The sequence below is a fragment of the Marinibactrum halimedae genome, assembly GCF_021234875.1.
Classification (GTDB): domain Bacteria; phylum Pseudomonadota; class Gammaproteobacteria; order Pseudomonadales; family Cellvibrionaceae; genus Marinibactrum; species Marinibactrum halimedae.
Window position 1 is genome coordinate 13,087 of sequence record NZ_JAJQVM010000017.1, and the last position, 19,500, is coordinate 32,586.

The 19,500-nt window shown below is 44.4% G+C and carries 14 protein-coding genes; 4 read left to right on the forward strand and 10 right to left on the reverse strand.

All coding sequences use genetic code 11. The annotated features are described in order from the left end of the window. Window positions 1–52 precede the first annotated feature (52 nt). Complete coding sequence (locus tag LU351_RS11110) at window positions 53–1,360, reverse strand: hybrid sensor histidine kinase/response regulator (RefSeq protein WP_232594140.1); 1,308 nt, start codon at window positions 1,358–1,360, stop codon at window positions 53–55. A 1,103-nt stretch (window positions 1,361–2,463) separates the two neighbouring features. Here LU351_RS11110 and LU351_RS11115 point away from each other — a divergent pair. Next, window positions 2,464–3,027 (forward strand): response regulator, encoded by a 564-nt coding sequence (locus LU351_RS11115; protein ID WP_232594141.1) that lies wholly within the window; start codon window positions 2,464–2,466, stop codon window positions 3,025–3,027. Window positions 3,028–3,185: 158 nt separating this feature from the next. On the opposite strand, the gene LU351_RS11120 is transcribed toward LU351_RS11115, so the two are convergent. The 3 genes from LU351_RS11120 to LU351_RS11130 are packed head-to-tail and all read right to left on the reverse strand — an operon-like array spanning window position 3,186 to window position 7,937. Then, window positions 3,186–4,703: a SpoVR family protein gene (locus LU351_RS11120; RefSeq protein WP_232594142.1), complete on the reverse strand. Its 1,518-nt coding sequence runs from the start codon at window positions 4,701–4,703 to the stop codon at window positions 3,186–3,188. After that, the gene (locus tag LU351_RS11125) at window positions 4,700–5,980 is read right to left on the reverse strand and encodes a YeaH/YhbH family protein (protein ID WP_232594143.1); all 1,281 of its coding nucleotides are present in this window, start codon (window positions 5,978–5,980) and stop codon (window positions 4,700–4,702) included. Before LU351_RS11125 ends, LU351_RS11120 begins: the two co-directional genes overlap by 4 nt. A 34-nt stretch (window positions 5,981–6,014) precedes the next feature. Then, window positions 6,015–7,937 (reverse strand): PrkA family serine protein kinase, encoded by a 1,923-nt coding sequence (locus LU351_RS11130; RefSeq protein ID WP_232594144.1) that lies wholly within the window; start codon window positions 7,935–7,937, stop codon window positions 6,015–6,017. A 378-nt stretch (window positions 7,938–8,315) separates the two neighbouring features. On the opposite strand from LU351_RS11130, the gene galE reads away from it, so the two are divergent. Beyond that, on the forward strand, window positions 8,316–9,338 hold the full coding sequence (galE, locus tag LU351_RS11135) for a UDP-glucose 4-epimerase GalE (protein WP_232594145.1): 1,023 nt from the start codon (window positions 8,316–8,318) through the stop codon (window positions 9,336–9,338). 28 nt (window positions 9,339–9,366) lie between these two features. Here the strand turns inward: galE and LU351_RS11140 are convergent, their stop codons facing one another. The 6 genes from LU351_RS11140 to LU351_RS11165 form a co-directional block, all read right to left on the reverse strand. Then, a complete protein-coding gene (locus LU351_RS11140) occupies window positions 9,367–10,188 on the reverse strand; it encodes a symmetrical bis(5'-nucleosyl)-tetraphosphatase (protein ID WP_232594146.1) in 822 nt (273 codons plus the stop codon). A 164-nt stretch (window positions 10,189–10,352) separates the two neighbouring features. Further along, the gene (gene apaG / locus LU351_RS11145; protein ID WP_232594147.1) at window positions 10,353–10,778 is read right to left on the reverse strand and encodes a Co2+/Mg2+ efflux protein ApaG; all 426 of its coding nucleotides are present in this window, start codon (window positions 10,776–10,778) and stop codon (window positions 10,353–10,355) included. Between the two features lie 117 nt (window positions 10,779–10,895). Beyond that, complete coding sequence (rsmA, locus tag LU351_RS11150) at window positions 10,896–11,714, reverse strand: 16S rRNA (adenine(1518)-N(6)/adenine(1519)-N(6))-dimethyltransferase RsmA (RefSeq protein WP_232594148.1); 819 nt, start codon at window positions 11,712–11,714, stop codon at window positions 10,896–10,898. Between the two features lie 240 nt (window positions 11,715–11,954). Further along, on the reverse strand, window positions 11,955–12,956 hold the full coding sequence (pdxA, locus tag LU351_RS11155; protein WP_348525039.1) for a 4-hydroxythreonine-4-phosphate dehydrogenase PdxA: 1,002 nt from the start codon (window positions 12,954–12,956) through the stop codon (window positions 11,955–11,957). Between the two features lie 33 nt (window positions 12,957–12,989). After that, window positions 12,990–14,351, reverse strand: a complete 1,362-nt coding sequence (locus LU351_RS11160) for a peptidylprolyl isomerase (protein WP_232594150.1) — start codon at window positions 14,349–14,351, stop codon at window positions 12,990–12,992. A 91-nt stretch (window positions 14,352–14,442) separates the two neighbouring features. Continuing rightward, window positions 14,443–17,067, reverse strand: coding sequence for an LPS-assembly protein LptD (locus LU351_RS11165; protein ID WP_232594151.1), 2,625 nt, complete (start codon window positions 17,065–17,067; stop codon window positions 14,443–14,445). 320 nt (window positions 17,068–17,387) lie between these two features. Here LU351_RS11165 and LU351_RS11170 point away from each other — a divergent pair, with 320 nt between their 5' ends. Both LU351_RS11170 and LU351_RS11175 read left to right on the forward strand, forming a co-directional pair. Continuing rightward, a complete protein-coding gene (locus tag LU351_RS11170) occupies window positions 17,388–18,434 on the forward strand; it encodes an aminoglycoside phosphotransferase family protein (protein WP_232594152.1) in 1,047 nt (348 codons plus the stop codon). Between the two features lie 140 nt (window positions 18,435–18,574). Then, the gene (locus LU351_RS11175; protein WP_232594153.1) at window positions 18,575–19,363 is read left to right on the forward strand and encodes a nucleotidyltransferase family protein; all 789 of its coding nucleotides are present in this window, start codon (window positions 18,575–18,577) and stop codon (window positions 19,361–19,363) included. Window positions 19,364–19,500 lie beyond the last annotated feature (137 nt).

Here is a 19,500-nt window from a genome sequence, read left to right on the forward strand (position 1 = left end):
ATCATTCTTCACCTCATTCTCTTTCATTGTTCATTACCCTTTATCAATAGGTTTAATGGCTCGGTGGCATGCCTTGCTTGATGGGGAGCCTAATGGTAAATCGGCTTCCTTCTCCCACTTTGCTATGAACATCAATATCGCCCCCATGATTTTGGATGATGCCATAGGAGACCGATAATCCGAGCCCTGTACCTTCCCCTACAGGTTTGGTGGTAAAAAAAGGGTTAAAAATATTGGTTAGTAATGCGGATTCAATACCACAGCCGTTGTCTTCAATAACAATTTCAATGTTATTTTCATTAACGCATCGGCTAGTAATATGGATATCACCAAATTGTTTCATGGCCTGCCCGGCGTTAACAAATAAGTTCACTAAAACCTGGCTTATTTGAGGGATGATGCATTCTACTTGAGGTAAGTGATTTTCATAGTGTTTGTGGATATTGGCTTTGTATTTTAGTTGATTGTGAACAATATTCAGAGCTGAATCGATACATTGATTAATATCAGCAGTTTGCCATGCTTTTTGTTCGGGGTGAGAGAAATTCTTCAGATCCGAAACAATTTGGATGACTCTCTCTACTCCGGTCTGGGATTCTGAAATGATGTGTTTAATATCTTCTTCGATAAACTCAATATCTAATTGAGCTCTCTTGTTCTTAATTAATGTTTTGGTCGGTTCGTGTTTGATGTGTACCATAGCCCCTTCATAAAACTGAACCATATCCAGTATATCGTCGAGATAGGCATTTAATGTGTCTAAGTTAGAGCTGATGTAGCCCACAGGGTTATTGATCTCATGCGCTACGCCAGCAGCAAGTTGCCCTAATGATGCCATTTTTTCCGCTTGAACCAATTGATGATAAGTATCTTGAACACGTTTATTGGCTTCTACGAGTTCAACAGTACGGCGTTGCACCAAGCTTTCCAAGTGTCGCTCACGGCTTCTAAGATGAAGTTGTGTGTTAATTCTTGCCAGCATTTCCTCTTTTTTGAATGGTGTGGTTATGTAGTCGGCTGCTCCGAGTTTAAAGGCTTGGCTAATAGATTCCGGTGAATTATCTGCCGAGACGACAACAAAAGTTGGCAAAGTAACCTGGGTCCATTCTTTGACTCTTCTCAGGACTTCCAATCCATCTATTTCGGGCATATTCAAATCTAATAGCACGAGATCAAATTCTTGCGTTGACATCATCGACAAGCACTGGGCGCCATTGATTGCTTGGTTGATTTCCATTTTCTCATTTTCCAAAATTTTGGATATCAGCTGTAAATTTACGGGGTTGTCGTCCACCAGCAGTATGGCTGGATGAGGGTGACTTGTGTTGATGGCTTCATTCATGTCGAGAGATGTGGTCATAGAGGCTTCAACGTTTGTATTGATTACTGAGTTGCTTGAAATGAATACGTGGTCATAAATAAGCTAACAACTTTTTTTCATATTTATCAAGCTTACTCAGACAGAGGTAATGGCCTTGTTGGAGAGTGTATAGAGGATAGAACTTTTATGAAGACAAAAAAAATCCCCGATAATCGGGGATAAGGTCTTAGGGTGTTCGTGCTGGCCGCGCTTGTGCCGCCAGACTGTGTTCAAAAAAGTCCTCGTTACATCGGAGGACAAGGGTCTTAGGGTGTTCGTGCTGGCCGCTTATGCCGCCAGACTGTGTTCAAAAAAGTCCTCGTTACATCGGAGGACAAGGGTCTTAGGGTGTTCGTGCTGGTCGCTTAGCCGCCAGACTGTGTTCAAAAAAGTCCTCGTTACATCGGAGGACAAGGGTCTTAGGGTGTTCATGCTGGCCGCGCTTGTGCCGCCAGACTGTGTTCAAAAAAGTCCTCGTTACATCGGAGGACAAAGGTCTTAGGGTGTTCATGCTGGCCGCTTATGCCGCCAGACTGTGTTCAAAAAAGTCCTCGTTACATCGGAGGACAAAGGTCTTAGGGTGTTCATGCTGGCCGCCTATGCCACCAGTCTGTGTTCAAAAAAGTCCCCGTTACTGCTAGGGACAAGGGTCTTAGGGTGTTCGATTTGCAGAGAATAAAGAGTTTTTTTTTAGTTTTTCTCTGGGGTAATTTGGCTACCGCTTTTGTATAGTGCTCTCTGCTTAACTATTCAATAATTACTATTGTATACAAACTGTCCAACCTGTCAATAATGACATTTATACCATTTCTTATGAGATAAAGATCAAGATATATACAAATGTCATTTAAGGCAGGCTATATTATGGAGTACATTAGTGGTCTAGAGATTTGAGTGCCAAAATCAATGCCGCATTAATTATTTATTGTAATTACTTTGGTTGATTTTGGTGTCATTTATTAGATAGATGGGCCATATTTAGGGACAATTCGGCTATTCGTGTTGATAGCACGCTATTTTGAAGGGCAGTAGTAATCGAAAATAGCTGTTAAATTGGGACGGTAGGCTGGGTGCTCCTCGATTTGATCGAATGAGAGGTTTGAATGACAGAGCTTAAAGTTTTCACTACTGGTGAGGCGGCAAAGTATTGCGGTGTGAACTTTCGCACCATCATACGTTGGATAGAAAGAGGCCGTTTGAAAGCCTACAAGTTGCCAGGTCGTGGAGACCATCGAATCAAGCAGGAGGACTTTGTTGAGTTTCTTCGAGAAAACTCAATGCCAGTTCCTGATGAGTTAGAGGTTAAGCGAAGTGTTTTGGTTATTGAGGATCAGCCTGAAATGGCCGCCGCGATTCGACGTGTATTGAAGCGTGCGGGGTATGAGGTAGAGGTGGCCCGTGATGGGTTTATGGCCGGTACATTATTGGCACAAATGAAACCTAGCTTAGTAACACTAGACCTTAAAATGCCCGGAATGGATGGGTTCGAAGTTCTCCGCTTTATTCGTTCTTCTGACGAGTTTTCTCAAATCAAAGTGCTGGTAGTGTCAGCAGAAACTCAGGCCAGTTTGGTACGTGCAACAGAGACCGGGGCCAACTCTGTACTTTCCAAGCCTTTCCGTAATGAAGAGTTATTGGAACGGGTGGAAAGCCTCCTTTCTTCATAATGAACTACAGAGAGTCGATGCTACCCAAGGGTGTGGCAAGTTCAGTGGGTATGAGTCTCTCGGGAGCAATGTTGCTATAACAATAATAATGGTAACAATCCGTTTGGCCACACAACATAACGTAGACTTTTTATTTTTTCAGCGTGTAGTGCGTGTGTTTAATTTAATTCGGTATGCTCCGGTTTAGGTGGGCAATGGTAGGTCTCGCATAAAACACCGTTGTCAGTAGAATGCAAGTGAACATCAAACCCCCAAAGTCGATGAACATGTCGTAAGACTTCTTCGGTTGAATCCCCCAGGGGAACACGATTGTATCTAACGTGTTCTAAGGTCAATGAGCGGTCTCCTCTTACGTTTACACTGGTTACTTGTATGTTAGGCTCTCGATTCCCCAAATTGTATTGTCCGGCTAATGCTTCACGGATGGATTGATATCCACTTTGGTCATGGATGGCGCTCACCAATATTTCTTCTTCCAAATTGTCATCCATAATATTAAATAACTTTAAATCTCGAATGACTTTGGGTGAAAGGTACTGAAGAATAAAGCTCTCATCTTTAAAGTTTTGCATGGCAAAGTGTAAGGTTTCCAACCAGTCTTTTCCTGCAATGTCAGGAAACCATTCTCGATCTTCATCAGTTGGGTGTTCACACATTCGACGAATATCACAAAATATGCTGAATCCTAACGTATAGGGATTGATGCCTGAAAAGTAAGGGCTATTGTAAGGAGGTTGATAAATGACGCTGGTGTGTGATTGCAAAAATTCCATCATAAAGCCATCACTCAATTTTCCCCGATCATAGAGTGTGTTGAGTAGAGTGTAATGCCAAAATGTTGCCCACCCTTCATTCATCACTTGAGTTTGACGTTGAGGATAAAAATATTGTGAAATTTTTCTGACGATTCGAATAATTTCGCGTTGCCATGATTCCAGCAGTGGAGCATTTTTTTCAAAAAAATAGAGCAAATTTTCTTGAGGCTCAGAAGGAAATTTGGGTTTCTCGGCACTGTCGTCATGACTTTCCCCTTTGGGAATGGTTCTCCATAGGTCATTCACTTGACGTTGTAAGTATTCTTCGCGCTCTTTTTGGCGTGCTTCTTCTTCAGCGTTTGAAATAGGATAAGGTCGTTGATAACGGTCTACTCCATAATTCATAAGAGCGTGGCAAGAGTCCACGATTTTTTCTACTTCAGATATGCCATAGCGTTCCTCGCATTTGGCAATGTAGTTTTTTGCGAAAACGAGATAGTCAATGATGGATTCTGCATCTGTCCATGCTCTAAATAAATAATTCCCTTTAAAAAAAGAATTGTGGCCATAACACGCATGTGCAATCACCAGCGCCTGCATTGTCATTGTGTTTTCTTCCATGAGATAAGCAATACAAGGGCTGGAGTTAATTACAATTTCATAAGCAAGACCCATTTGCCCTCTGCTATAGGACCGCTCAATATTAAGAAATTGCTTTCCGTAAGACCAATGACTGTACCCAATTGGCATACCTGCGGAAGCGTAAGCATCCATCATTTGCTCTGAACTGATGACTTCAATCTGATTAGGGTAGGTGTCGAGTTTGAACTCTTTGGCTATGTCTGAAATTTCTTTGTCATAAGTTTGTATTAATTCAAATGTCCATTCAGAAGAAGTTGATATCGGTTTTTGTTTACTCATGCCGTCCTCTTCTGAAATAGCTGGCGAAATACTGGGTAGATGTCCGTTACATCAACAATTTGTTGCATTGCGAATGTGTCACTGAAGGTTTTGGCAACACTTTCGTATTCTTCCCATAGCGCTTGATGTTGTCGAGGTGTAATCTCAATATAAGAGTAATATTGAACTTTGGGCATGATTTCATCGATAAGAAGTTTTGAGCAGGTTGTGGAATCATCATTCCAGTTGTCACCATCGGACGCCTGTGCACCATAGACATTCCACTCACTTAATGGATATCGATCAGACAATATGTCTTTCATTAAATAAAGTGCGCTAGAAACAATGGTGCCGCCAGTTTCTCTTGAATAAAAAAATTCTTCTTCGTCGACTTCTTTAGCACTGGTGTGATGTCGAATAAAGACAACCTCTGTATGCTCATAATTGCGTTGCAAAAATAAATAGAGAAGAATGAAAAAGCGTTTGGCCATGTCTTTGGTGGCTTGGCTCATTGAGCCGGATACATCCATTAAACAAAACATAACTGCTTTGGAATGGGGTACTGGGTATTTTGCGTGTAGATTGTATTTGATATCGAAATCATCTAGCCAAGGAACACGTTTGATTCGGTTTTTCAGCGAAAGAATTTCGGACGTGAGAGCTTCGATTTTATTCGGGTCTTTGAGGATGTTGTCTTTTTCTTGTTCTTGCTCAAGTTCAGTTTCTAATGCTCTGATTTGTCGGCGCTTAGAGCTGGTTAAAGCAATGCGTCGGGCATTGGCTGAACGTAGTGAACGAATAATATTGATTTGGCCGGGGGTGCCATAATTGGAAAAGCCGGCACGTCGTGTTTTAAACTCTTCATTTCCAGAGAGTTGCCGCTTTACCATGTTAGGTAAGGCGAGGTCTTCAAACATGAAGTCTAGAAATTCTTCTTGGGTAATCTGAAAGACAAATTCATCCATGCCTTCCCCAGAGTTGCTAGCATTACCCTCGCCAGAGCCACCACCACCGCCCCCTCCAGGAGGGCGTGGAATTTTATCCCCAGAAATGAATTGATCATTACCGGGAAGTACTCGAGTTTGACGCCCGCCTTGGCCATGGTGAAGTTGAGGTTCTGAAATATCCCGGGTTGGAATACCGATTTGTTCTCCTTTATCCATGTCTTTGATGGAGCGGCGACCGACCGCCTCTGAAACCGCTTTCTTGATGTGTGCACGATAGCGGCGTAAAAAACGTTGTCGATTGACCGTGCTTTTGTTCTTCGCATTCAACCGTCGATCAATAATATAACTCATTCAATCTCCTTAGTGAGACTGCCTCAAACAGGTTTTATTGTGACTTGCGAACACGTAGATACCATTCAGATAACAAACGCACTTGTTTTTCTGTGTAGCCGCGCTCTACCATTCTTTTTACAAAGTCTTGGTGTTTTTGTTGGTCATCATGAGAAGCTTTGGCATTGAATGAAATAACGGGCAGTAAATCTTCTGTGTTGGAGAACATTTTTTTCTCTATCACAGTGCGAAGTTTTTCATAACTGTTCCAGGCAGGATTTTTACCGCCATTGTTTGCTCGTGCGCGTAACACAAAATTAACAATTTCGTTACGAAAATCTTTTGGATTGCTGATGCCAGCGGGTTTTTCAATTTTTTCAAGTTCTTCATTGAGCGAAGCTCGATCTAAAATTTCTCCTGTCTCAGGGTCTCTGTATTCTTGATCTTGAATCCAAAAGTCTGCATAAGTGACGTAGCGATCGAAGATATTTTGTCCGTATTCGGCATAGGACTCTAAGTACGCAGTTTGAATTTCTTTTCCAATAAATTCGACATACTTTGGTGCCATGAACTCTTTTATGAAACCCAAATATCGATCTTGAATTTCTTGTGAATATTGCTCTTGCTCTATTTGCTGTTCCAAGACATAAAGTAGGTGTACAGGGTTGGCAGAGACTTCTGTCGGATCAAAATTGAAAACTTTTGATAAAATTTTGAAGGCAAATCGAGTGGATAAGCCAGACATTCCTTCGTCAACACCCGCCATATCCCGATATTCTTGTATGGATTTTGCCTTAGGGTCGGTGTCTTTTAAATTCTCTCCGTCATAAATCCTCATTTTGGAGAAGACGTTAGAGTTCTCGGGTGTTTTGATGCGTGATAATACGGTAAATTGCGCGAGCATATTTAGAGTGTCGGGTGCGCAAGGAGATTGATAAAGAGAGGAATTTTGGAGGAGTTTTTCGTAAATTTTAATTTCTTCCGAAACGCGAAGACAATAGGGGACTTTGACGATGTAAACTCGATCAATAAAGGCTTCGTTGTTTTTATTGTTACGGAAGGTTTGCCATTCGCTTTCATTTGAGTGAGCCAGAATGATTCCCTCAAAAGGAATAGCGCCTAGCCCTTCTGTACTGTTGTAGTTGCCTTCTTGCGTTGCCGTTAATAGCGGGTGCAGTACTTTTATGGGCGCTTTAAACATTTCCACAAATTCCATAATGCCTTGGTTTGAACGGCATAACCCTCCAGAAAAACTGTAGGCGTCTGGGTCATTTTGTGGAAATTCTTCCAATTTTCGAATGTCGACTTTTCCGACCAGTGAGGATATGTCTTGATTGTTTTCATCGCCAGGTTCTGTTTTGGAAATGGCGATTTGATCAAGCATGGAGGGGTAGACTTTTACCACACGAAACTTACTGATGTCGCCGTTAAATTCATGTAAACGTTTCACGGCCCATGGCGACATAATGGTTTTTACATAACGAGTAGGAATACCATAATCTTCTTGAAGAATATGTCCATCTTCATCTGGATCAAACAAACCCAAGGGTGATTCAAATACAGGTGAGCCTTTTATGCAGTAAATAGGCTCTTTCTCCATTAGCGCTTTAAGTTTTTCTGCTAAAGAAGACTTTCCTCCGCCAACAGGGCCGAGTAAATAGAGAATTTGTTTCTTTTCTTCCAAGCCTTGGGCGGCATGTTTGAAAAATGAGACGATTTGCTCGATACATTCCTCCATGCCATAAAAATCCCCAAAAGCTTTATAGCGTTTAATGACTTTGTTGGAGAAAATTCGGCTGAGACGGGAGTCTCTGGAGGTGTCCACTAATTCGGGTTCGCCTATCGCCATGAGCATCCGTTCGGCAGCAGTGGCATAGACGCTTGGCTTTTGTTTACAGAGCTCCAGATATTCCTGAATGCTCATTTCCTCTTCCTGAGTTGCTACATAACGTTCCTGATAATGATTGAAAATACTCATCAATCGCCTCCTCATGGCATCTGGATAAGTGCTGCAATCTTCCGTGCCAAACTTGGCTCGGTTGTGGTGGCTATGCAAAAAAACAACCTTGTTTTCAGCATAGGCCAATTTTGTTCAGGATGAGAGATGTAAATTCAACATTTGATCGCAATTTCTTATGATATATCTCTCAATTACGGTCTTTCCTTAGGCTGCGGATTTACGACTGTTTTGTAAAGCAGTGAGTTAAGAGCATTGTGAAGCATCGCAATATTAATCATTTATTGGACACTATTTTTGGGAAATGATTGCCTTTATTATTTGATGAGATTCCCGTAGGTTGCAACATTTAATTCAACATTCATGCGCGAAGCGCTAATTACTGAAAGGAAATACTTAATGTCAACGATTTTGGTTACCGGTGGCGCAGGTTATATAGGAAGCCACACTTGCCTGGAGTTGTTAAACGCCAATTTCGATGTGGTGGTTTTTGATAACCTTTGTAACAGTAACCGAGAGGCCATCACTCGTGTAGAAACGCTTACTGGCCGCTCGATTCCATTTGTGGAAGGGGATATTTGTAATAAATCTCAACTAAGAGAGGTATTTGTATCCTACAACATTGATGCAGTGATTCACTTCGCCGGCTTGAAAGCGGTTGGTGAATCCGCAGAGTTACCTTTGAATTACTATGAAAATAATGTTGGGGGTACGGTTTATTTGGCACAAGTGATGGAAGAGTTTGGTTGTGAGTCAATCGTGTTTAGCTCTTCTGCTACGGTGTATGGCGAAAAAGCACCCATTCCTTATGTAGAGACTTTACCGACTGCGGCCAGTAATGTGTATGGTCGAACCAAGCTTATGGTAGAGGAGCTTCTGAAAGATTGTTGTGCAAAACCAAGTTCGCCATGGCGGGTATCTTTATTGCGCTATTTTAATCCGATTGGTGCTCACGAAAGTGGTCGTATTGGGGAGGATCCTCAGGGTATTCCAAACAATCTTCTTCCTTACGTCGCTCAAGTAGCTGTTGGTAAACGTCCGTTTTTACGAATATTTGGTGATGATTACGACACTCGTGATGGTACCGGGGTTAGAGATTACATCCACGTGGTAGATTTGGCTAAAGGGCATGTGAAAGCGGTGCAAAAGCTACTCTCGTTGGCGCCTGGCTGGCGAGCTTATAATCTCGGTGCGGGCGTGGGTTATAGCGTACTGGAAGTGGTTAAAGCCTTCGAGAATGCGGCAGGTAAAGCGATTCCTTATGAAGTTATGCCCCGTAGGGAAGGCGATTTGCCTGAATTTTTCGCAGACCCTACCCGCGCACTAGAGGAGTTGGGTTGGAAGGCTGAGCTGGGGCTTGAGACGATGGTGGAAGATACTTGGCGCTGGCAATCTAATAATCCGAACGGTTATGAAGGGTAAGAGGTGATATGGAATTTCGATAAAGTCGTTACGCCTTCTTCGAGCAGGGATGCACAAAACGTTGACGGTCTTCTAAGCGCAACAATGTGAGGCAGCCACCCCACACGCATCCTGTGTCGAGCCCTATGGCGTTTTTCACGCCTGTCTTGCCTTCTAATGCCGCCCAGTGGCCGAATAATAGAGTATCGTCTTGAGTCATGCGATTATCGTGGGCATACCATGGTTGATAACCTTCAGGTGGATTTATGGGCGAGCCTTTGGCCGTCAGTTCTAGCGTGCCGTCTGAGGCACAAAACCGCATGCGGGTGCAATAGTTGGTGATTAATCGCAATCGTTCAAAGCCCTCCAGAGTGGGGTCCCAGCGGTTAGGTGTGTTGCCGTACATGTTTTGATAAAAAGTAAGGGCGCTGGACTCGTCTTTGAGTACTTTTTCTATTTCGGCACTCAATGACAGTGCAGTCGAGAGGCTCCATTGTGGTGGGAGACCAGCATGAACCATGGTGATGGCTCGATCAGGGCAGTGATGTACCAGTGGAAGTTGTCGGAGCCACCTGAGTAATTCTTCGCGATCGTGGGCCACTAGAATATTGTCCAATGTATCACTGCGAGAGGCTTGTTTTACTCCAGCGGCAACGGCCAATAGGTGGAGGTCATGATTTCCTAGCACGGCAGTAACACAATGGCGTAGACGGTATAGAAATTGTAATGTTTGAAGGGATTGTGGCCCTCGATTAACGATATCGCCTGTCACCCAAAGCTCATCGTGTTTTTCGTTAAAATTCACGCTTTCTAGCAATGCAAGCAGTGGTGACAAGCAGCCTTGTAAATCTCCAACAACATAGGTTGCCATATTTAACTCCAGGCAATGGGGCGATAGGTCTGCACCAATGAAGCTTAAGTATCGGTCTTTTCACATTTGCTCTTAAGTGGGCGTTTTAAGCAATGCGCTTTATAAGCCTGAGCGCGTAAGTGTTTTTCATTGGTACAGGTGGGGGCAAGTATCTACTGGATGCGTTAGTGCAGTGCGTGAGGCGGCACCAGCGCAAACATGGGGATTTCTGCTTCGAAGGGCAATCCTGCGCTATTTTTCATGGTGTAGGAACCTTCCATTGTGCCAAATTCGGTCTCTAATGCGACACCGCTGGTGTAAGTGTATTCTTCTCCAGGGGCCAGCCATGGTTGTTCGCCCACTACACCGTCACCACGCACTTCTTGGATGTCGTCATTCCCATTTGTGATGACCCAATGGCGACTGACCAGTTGAGCGGTGACTTTTCCGGTATTTCGTAACGTAATGGTATAGGCGTACACAAATCGGTTGTCATCGGCGTTCGATTGTTCTTCGACAAACTTTGTTTTCACGCTCACATTAATGGCGTTTTCTGAAGTGGGAAGAGTTGTGCTTGACTCGATTGATCGTTCTGTATTTTGGTCACTCATGATTTCGATTCTTTCATGTGTATCTAAGGTCCGGCAACTTATACGATTTAGGTGTGTTTAAGTTGCTTGAAGGTGTTTTTCTGGTCTTTTTTGCTTGTGTAAAATCAGGTTGTTGGTTTAATCGTTTTGATCGACGGCAAAATCGGCAATCGCAACGTAGTCTCTCAAGCTGAGCATTTCCGGTCTTACACTGGCATCAATACCCAGTTGTTCACATTGTTCTGAGGTGACTATACCCTTTAACGCATTACGCAATGTTTTACGCCGTTGCTGAAATGCTACATTGACAACTTTGTGAAGGATATCAATATCCTTCGTTGGGCAAGGTATATTGGTATGGGGCGTCAATCTCACGATGGCCGAGTCCACCTTGGGAGCCGGGTCAAAACATTCGGGCGGCACTAAAAATAGATTTTCAACATCGCAATAATACTGTGTCATCACACTTAAACGCCCATAGGCTTTATCCCCTGGTTGCGCGGCTAAGCGTTCAACGACTTCTTTTTGCAGCATGAAGTGCATGTCTTTGATACGTTGATGAAAACTCAGTAAGTGGAAAATCAATGGTGTTGAAATGTTGTAAGGCAAGTTACCGACAACTCTCAACGGATTATCGGTTGTCGCGAGTGAGGCAAAGTCGAATTTTAAAGCGTCAATTTGGTGAATTTTAAAGCCGGGATATTTCACAAATTGTGCCAGTAAGATCGGTACTAAGTCGCGGTCTAGTTCAATAACATTAAGGTTTGGGCATTGTTCTAGGAGCAGGGCGGTAATAGCCCCTTTTCCTGGGCCAATTTCAACGAGGTTATCAGACTCTCTTGGCCCTATGGCTCTGACAATACTGGATATGACGCCGTAGTCGTGCAGGAAATTCTGCCCGAAGCGTTTTCGTGCCTTATGTTGAAGCCCTGTGGGCAAAATAGTCTTTTTAGTCATTCTTTGGTGGTGCTATCCGAGATAAAAGTGTTCTTCAGAGGTCTGGGGGTAGGGTGTCACTTGAGTATTGGCTCAGTTATTTGGCGAAAGGCCAATCAAAGGTTTGTTTGTCTTCATAAGTGGCGTCGAGAGTTGCTTCAAGAGTCACAATTAGGGAAGCTATTCTGACTGATTCGGAGCATATCGTATAGAGCTATCACGTAATTGAAGCAAGCATCTTTATATCGATATGTTTGATGTTCACTCAGCTTCTTTTATATGCACTTGAGCCATGTTGGATGCTGTGTTTAGAGCAGTAAGTAGGCTGCCGGTATCGGCTTTTCCTGTCCCGGCCATATCCAGTGCTGTGCCGTGATCGACGGAGGTTCTGACGATAGGAAGGCCAAGGGTAATGTTAACCGCTTGCCCAAATCCTAAATATTTAAGAACAGGTAAACCCTGGTCATGGTACATGGCCAGTACTGCATCTGCGTGTTCTAAATACTTGGGGGTAAACAGCGTATCGGCGGGAAGAGGGCCGGTGAGGTTAAAGCCTTCTTCACGTAAACGATTTAGCACTGGGCTGATGATAGTGATTTCTTCCATACCCAGATGCCCGTTTTCACCCGCATGCGGGTTGAGCCCGGCAACGAGGATGTGGGGGGAGCGAAGGCCAAATTTTTGTTGTAAATCGGTGTGAAGGATTCGGAGTATTTCTTCCAGGCTGCTTTGAGTTAAATGGCTACTGACCTCTTTGAGCGGCAGGTGCGTTGTTGCCAATGCTACCCTCAAGCCTTTTGTGGCTAAGAGCATAACGACTTTTTCTGTGTTCGTCTTTTCTGCAAGGTATTCCGTATGGCCACTGAACGGAATGCCATAATCGTTGATCACGCCCTTGTGAATTGGGCCTGTGATTAAAGCGGAAAAGGTTCCTTGCAAACATCCATTTATGGCGGTGTCGAGGGTATTTAATATGTAAGGTGCGTTGCTCGGATTGAGTTGTCCTGCTTGACTGGGTTGAGCAAGCGTAATCGGTAAAACGGTGAGCTGTTGTGCCTTTGTCGCCATTGGAGCTGTGTTACGAAGCTCTTCAATTGACGTTTGCTTGATTGAGAGGGGAAGTTGCAGTTGTTTTGCTCGTTGAGCAAAAAGGAGTGGGTCACCCACAATAATCAGTTCATGAGGGTAGGAAGATTGTGCCAGCTGAATGACAATATCAGGCCCAATGCCTGCCGGCTCCCCTGGAGTAATGGCGAGCCGAATAGGTGATGTTGATGAGCCTTGCACAAGCTGCCCTTACATTTTGATATCAACGTAAGCTTGGCTGCGGATTTCTTGCAGCCAGATTTCCAATTCTTCGGAAAAGCGACGATTACGTAACAGATTAACGGCTTGATTACGAATGACGGTTTCGGTCATATTTTCATCGCGACGATCATCAACCATTAATAAATGCCAGCCAAATTGTGAACGGAATGGTTCACTCATTTCTCCAATAGCGGTTGCTTCCATGGTTTGTTCGAATTCAGGAACAAATTTACCTGGCAAAGACCAGCCTAAATCGCCTCCACCGAGCATAGAGCCTATGTCTTCAGAGTGCTCTTTGGCAAGCTCACCAAAATCACCACCATTCAACACTTGTTGACGAAAATCCATCAGTTGTTGTTTCGCCTGGGCTTCGCTGAGGATTTCTGAGGGCTTTAATAAGATGTGTCGGACTTTAGACTGGCGGATGACAGTTTCTGAGCTTCCGCGTTTATCGTAGACTTTCAGTATGTGAATGCCCGCCCCACTCTTGAAGGGTTTTGATACATCACCGGCTTCCATACTCGTAAGTTGTTCAGAAAATAACTCTGGTAATTCAACGCCTTTACGCCATCCAAGGTCGCCACCTTGCAATGCATTTTGGCCACCGGAGTGGGCAACGGCCAATTCTCGAAAGTTCTCCCCTTTTGTTAGAGAGTTGTAAATGCTTTGTGCCTGAACTTGAGTGTTGGCAAGATCTTGGCCTAGGCCGTTACCGCTAAAAGGAATGAGGATGTGGCCAAGTTGGTATTGTGGTGATAGCCAGAATTTACCCTCTTCAGAGCTTAAAAAATTATCCACTTCTTGTTCGGATACTTGAATGCGCGAATTGACTCGCGCTTGTTGCACTCGCTGAACAAGCATTTCTTCTCTAATTTGCTGTTTTAAGCCGCCGATGGTTAGGCCATCTTGAGAAAGCTGTTGAGTAAATTGGTCTGCGCTGAGGCCATTGGTTTGCTGCATACGAGCAATGGTTTGCTCGACTTCAGAGCTGCTGATGTCCATCCCTACACGGTAGGCCATAGCCAGTTGTAGTCGTTTGACGATAAGGTGTTCAAGCACTTGTTCTCGTAGAACTTCTTCGGGGGGTAATGAGGCCCGTTGTTTCAATTGGCCTAAGACTTGGCGCATTTGCGACTTTAATTCGCTCTCCATAACAACATCGTCATCGACAATCGCCACCACTTTGTCGAGATCAACGGTTTTACTATGAGCGGGGGGAGTTAGTCCCAGGGGGGAGAGTGTGATCAAAGTGATAGCACTCACGGCAGCGAGGCTGTGGGAAACCCGTTTCTTGAAAAAAGGTACTGCGTTGAAAGTGTGAAAACAGGTTTTACTAATGGCTTTGATCATTATTGTTTCAGTCTCTGTCAATGTACTTCTAAGCGTACTTCTACATCCTATAGCGGGCGCTATGGCGCTTGTTGCTACTGTTGTGGAGAGGCTATCGTGCCAAATTTGCTGCCCGGGCGCTATAACCACGAATATTTTCGCTTAACACCCGTTGTAATTGGCCGCCACTGCCACCCAGCCCTCGTAATTCAATTTCGAAGAAGACGCCGTTATCAAACTCTAAATCTTCGTCGTCAATAATATTGACGAATTCATTGTCTAGCCATCGACGCCAGATGATTCGGCTTCTAAAGCAGCAACTGCCGTATTCGATGCCGCCAAAGCTATCGAGTTCCCGATCAAATGTGAAGTCATGAATATTCTTTAAAAACAGCGTCCATCGATCATTTAGAGGTAGTATGACGGAAATATCGCTTTGTTGGGTATGAGTTTGGGTGATTTCTCGGATAACGGCTCCGCTCTCATCCCTTAACGGTTCATCAGTTTCTTCATCGGTAAGTATGGTAATGCGGTCATTCATGCGCTGGTAGTTGTAACCAACATTTATGGTTAGAAAGTCATCATTTTGATAGCTGAATGAGACGGTTCCTCGTTCCATTAACTGCTCTTCCTCGTCATAGAGAGCGCTCCATGTAGAAGTAAAGTTGTCAGTAATGGAAAACGAGAGTTCGCCGGCAATTTCGGATTTTGTGTGGTTTTCGGGGGTATTTGAATTAAGCTGAACTCGGCGTTCTGATCCGTAATAGATTTGCCCGATGCTGGCTCTTAACCACTCGGCACCGGTTTCGGCATTCAGAAAGCGAGTGGTTAGCCCGACGGAGAGTCGGTTATCGTCGCCAACACGATCTCCACCGGAAAAGCGTTGGGGCTGGAATAGCTGATTGTAGCTGAAGGTAAGTTCTGCCGTATCAAAGTCAACGATTTGACCTCCGTCGGTAACACGTAGGAGATCCGATTGATCTTGGAAATCGCTGTAAAAGTAAAATAATTCGGGCTCGAAGGTTTGGATATAGCCTTGTGAGAACGCTGTACCTTCTCGCTCAAAAAACAATCCGGTGTGTAGGCTGCCTTGGGGAATGGTGTATTCCTGGTTGGTCTCTGCGGTCTCGCTGAGATTTTTCTCATCTAAGTCGAATTGGCGATGCTTTAAATACATACCCGGAGTGAAAAATCCCCAAACCCATTGGTTATCCCACAGCAGTTCATAGTTAAGGCTGCTGCGGTCGCCAATGACGATGTCTCGCCCGGGTGCATCAGGGTCTGTGACCCCAGAACGATCAAACTCGTCGCTGTGCTCAAATCGTACCCACTCGTGATCCAGTGTCAGTTGCCAATTGTCATCTAACGTGTAATTTCCCAATGCCGATAGTTTTGGTAGCTCTCGGTAAGGCTCGAAGATGTCGTACACCAGGGTTTGGTACCCCGTTGCGCTGGCTGAGAAATTCCAGTGGTCTACGCCTACTCCAACTTCCCCAAATTGGCGGAGGTGGGTTTGGCTGCTGACTTCAATACTGGTGTTGTCGAGCTCTCGAAAATATTCTTTATCACTGGCGCGGATAAAATCAACACGTGAGTACCAATTAATGGGACTGTCGGCCGTAGCTCGTCCTTGCTGATTGATATCCAGTACCCAACGATCGGTTCCAATAAAGGGGTTGGGGTCGTCCTCTTCAATTACTCCAGCATCAACCAAGGCGTTGCTGTTTTCATTTGCGCCCTCGTCGTTGGGTAGATACGCCGCACTTACCTCAGTATAAAACTGTGTTGACATATGCCGTCCCAAGCCTTCGAGCATTTTGCCTCGGCCTCGAATGTAACGAGGGGTGAGAATCAAGTCGTAGTTCGGCGCCAAGTTGAAATAATAAGGTAGTGATAAATCTAGCCCGCCACTTTCACTCTGCCGCAGAGTGGGGTAGAGGAAGCCAGAGAGTCGATCGTCTGTGACGGGAAAGGTGAGAAAGGGAGAGTATAGTATTGGGACGCCGTAGAGGCGCATTTTCACATCTTTGGCCACACCCCAAATGGATTCTTGAGTGACGCTCACAGATTCTGCATCCACAGACCAGTCATTTCGTCCTGGGTCACAGCTAGTGAGATTAACACGGGATAAGTTTAAATTGGCATTACTGTGACGATAGGCTCGATCCGCTTGAGCCCGAAGTTGTGCTTCGTATAGGACGATTTCTGCATCCTGAACTTCAACGGTATTCAGTTGTGTTTTGACGTTTGCTCTATTGCTGCATATCCGTAAGCCGGGTTCTCGTAACAACACGTTGCCTTCTGCAATCGCTTCACCTGTAACGGTGTCGTAGGTCAGTCGGTCGGCTTCTACTTGTTGTGAGCCTCGTGTGAGTAGGACGTCTCCTTCGATGACGTACAGAGATTGGTCTTCAATACGAGAATGGTCAGCATCAATTTTTAATTCGGATTGATTTGGATCGAGATGAGCGTCTGAATCGGTTCGTTGAGGTTCTACGTACCGACCGCAACACCCTGGACGAAGCTTTTCTTTTTGCTCAGGAGAAAGTTCATCTACAGGAATCCAATCGATACGCTGTGTTTGAGAGCGAACAAAAGCTTCTGTACGTTGACGATCGGTCAGTGTTTCTTTCTCGTCTTCCTGAGCTGCGGTAAAAGGTGCAACACTGATGGCGCATAAAAAACTGGTCGAAAAAGACAGAGCTCTATAGATAGGCGAGTAGGACTTCTTAGGCATTTTAAAGTGCAAGTAGAAAGAGTGGAGGAGAAAATGAGGCCGTTGTTTCAGTAATTTAGGCATGTTTAGAAGCTTTTGGGCGTGTGATTAGGACACAAAGTTCATCGTAAGGCGCGATTCTACGCGAATCAGTGCGCACAATAAATGCAGATTCATTCTCATCCGAGAAATCCTCGGAATTCTTCTTAAGTTGCTGATATTCTTTAATTTGTGAACTTTCGCAATTATCAAGTTCATTGAATTGGAAACATTACAAAAGGTGCCATTACAACAATCATTACAATAACCGTCATATAAAGTCTGAAAACACTGAGGTATCAATGGAACAGTTTAAACGATGGATAAGTGCGCAATTAGAAACACTGGGTTGGGAACATACCCAACCACTTCAATTAAATTCGTTGTCCGGCGATGCTGGCTTCCGAGAGTATTTTAGAGTTAGCACCACTCCTCCTTTACTTGCCGTAAAAGCGCCTGTAGAGACTGAGAACTCCCGGTCTTTTGTCTCTTTAGCGAAGCATTTACGTAAGAATGGCGTTCATGCTCCGCAGGTGGTTGGTGTTGATTATGATCAAGGGTGGTTGCTTGTCGAAGACTTCGGTGATGAGTTATTGCTCAGCGTGCTGGAGCGGGATCGAGAATCTGCGCAAGAGCAATATGGTGAAGCCTTAATGAGCTTATTGGCTCTGCAGCAGTGTGGACCTCTTGAGCCGCCTATTCCTATTTATGAACGAGAATTGTTGTGGCGAGAAATGGAATTGTTTCGTCAATGGTTTGTGATTTCTCTGCTGAATTACGAGCTGTCTTCTGATGAACACATATTGTTGGATGCGTTTTTTGAAAGCGTGATTGCTTCTGCCTTGTCTCAGCCACGAGTGCTCGTGCATCGTGATTTTCACAGCCGCAATTTGATTGTGAGAGGCAGCCAGTCACACGGTGTGATTGATTTTCAAGATGCGGTATGGGGCCCCGTCACTTACGACTTAGTTTCTTTATTGCGGGATTGTTATATTCGATGGTCGCCGGAGCAGGTGCGTCGATGGGCTTGTGGTTACGCCAACATGGCTATTGAGGTGGGTGTCATGAAACCCGTCGTTCAGTCTACCTTCCAGCGTTGGTTTGATTTGATGGGGGTGCAGCGTCATATCAAAGTATTGGGAATTTTTGCGCGCCTGTCATTACGTGATGGTAAACCTTCTTATCTTGATGATTTACCGTTGGTAACCCGTTATATCATGGAGGCGTGTGAACAGCATGAGGAATGCCGTCCATTTCTGACATGGTTTAAAGCAACAATACTACCGAAAATGACCGAACAGCCTTGGTACCAAGAAGTGAGTAAAGCCGGGGATTCGCCAACCCAATAACCAACTCAAAAATACGTATTTGACAGAGAGTCATTTGTTTAAAATACAAAGTCTCAAGTCATAGCGAGTTGTAATAGTGAGATAAAGTGGTGGGGCAGGAAAGAATTAAAAAGAATTAAAGAGGTGGGAGAGCATATCAAATGGGGCAAGTGACCACGGCAATGTTGTTGGCGGCAGGTGAGGGTCGGCGGATGCGACCACTAACAGAGAATACGCCGAAACCATTATTAAAAGTAGGCGAGTACTCTCTCATCGAGCACCAATTATTCCGTTTGAAGCAGGCCGGTATCGAGAGTGTCGTGGTCAATATTGCTTACCTCGGTGATCAAATAAAATCGAGTTTGGGAGATGGTCGGCAGTATGGATTATCGATTATGTTTTCTGAAGAAAATGAGCCATTGGAAACCGGGGGAGGTATTTCTAAAGCGCTCCCTCTGTTGGAAAAATTCAGTAGTGACGGCCGGTTTGTGTTGGTGAATGCTGATATTTGGTCTGACTATCCTTTGCAATTGCTAACGCAGCGAGAGTTGCCTGAGGAAGTTTGTGGTCATTTGATTATGGTGCCTAATCCTGAACACAATCAAACAGGGGATTTCTACGTTAACAGCGAAGGTTATTTAACTTGTCTGAATCACAAGTTACAGAATAATCGTACTGCACCAAATACCGGTGCTCCTTTAAGCACCCCAGATTTAGGGACATACAACTCAGGTACGTATAGCGGCCTTGCATTATTGAGAACACGGTTGATTTCAGAATACCCTGAACGTCGAGCGTATTTTGGATTGAGGGAGGTATTCGATTATTTTTTGGGTCGAAAACAACTGACGGCAGAAATGCATACTGGTGATTGGCGTGACATAGGGACACCCGAGAGGTTAGATCAGTTACGGCACGCTTACAGGTGTCAAAACCCTGTTATTGGGTAGTGGTAGTTACCTGCTACCGCCTAAATTTATTCAACAGGAAAGACATTTTTAGGCAATTAATGGCGTCTTAAGCGCTTTTCTACTTGGTTATTGATTGCGTGTAGCCCACGAAAAGTGATAACCTTTTCACATAAAAT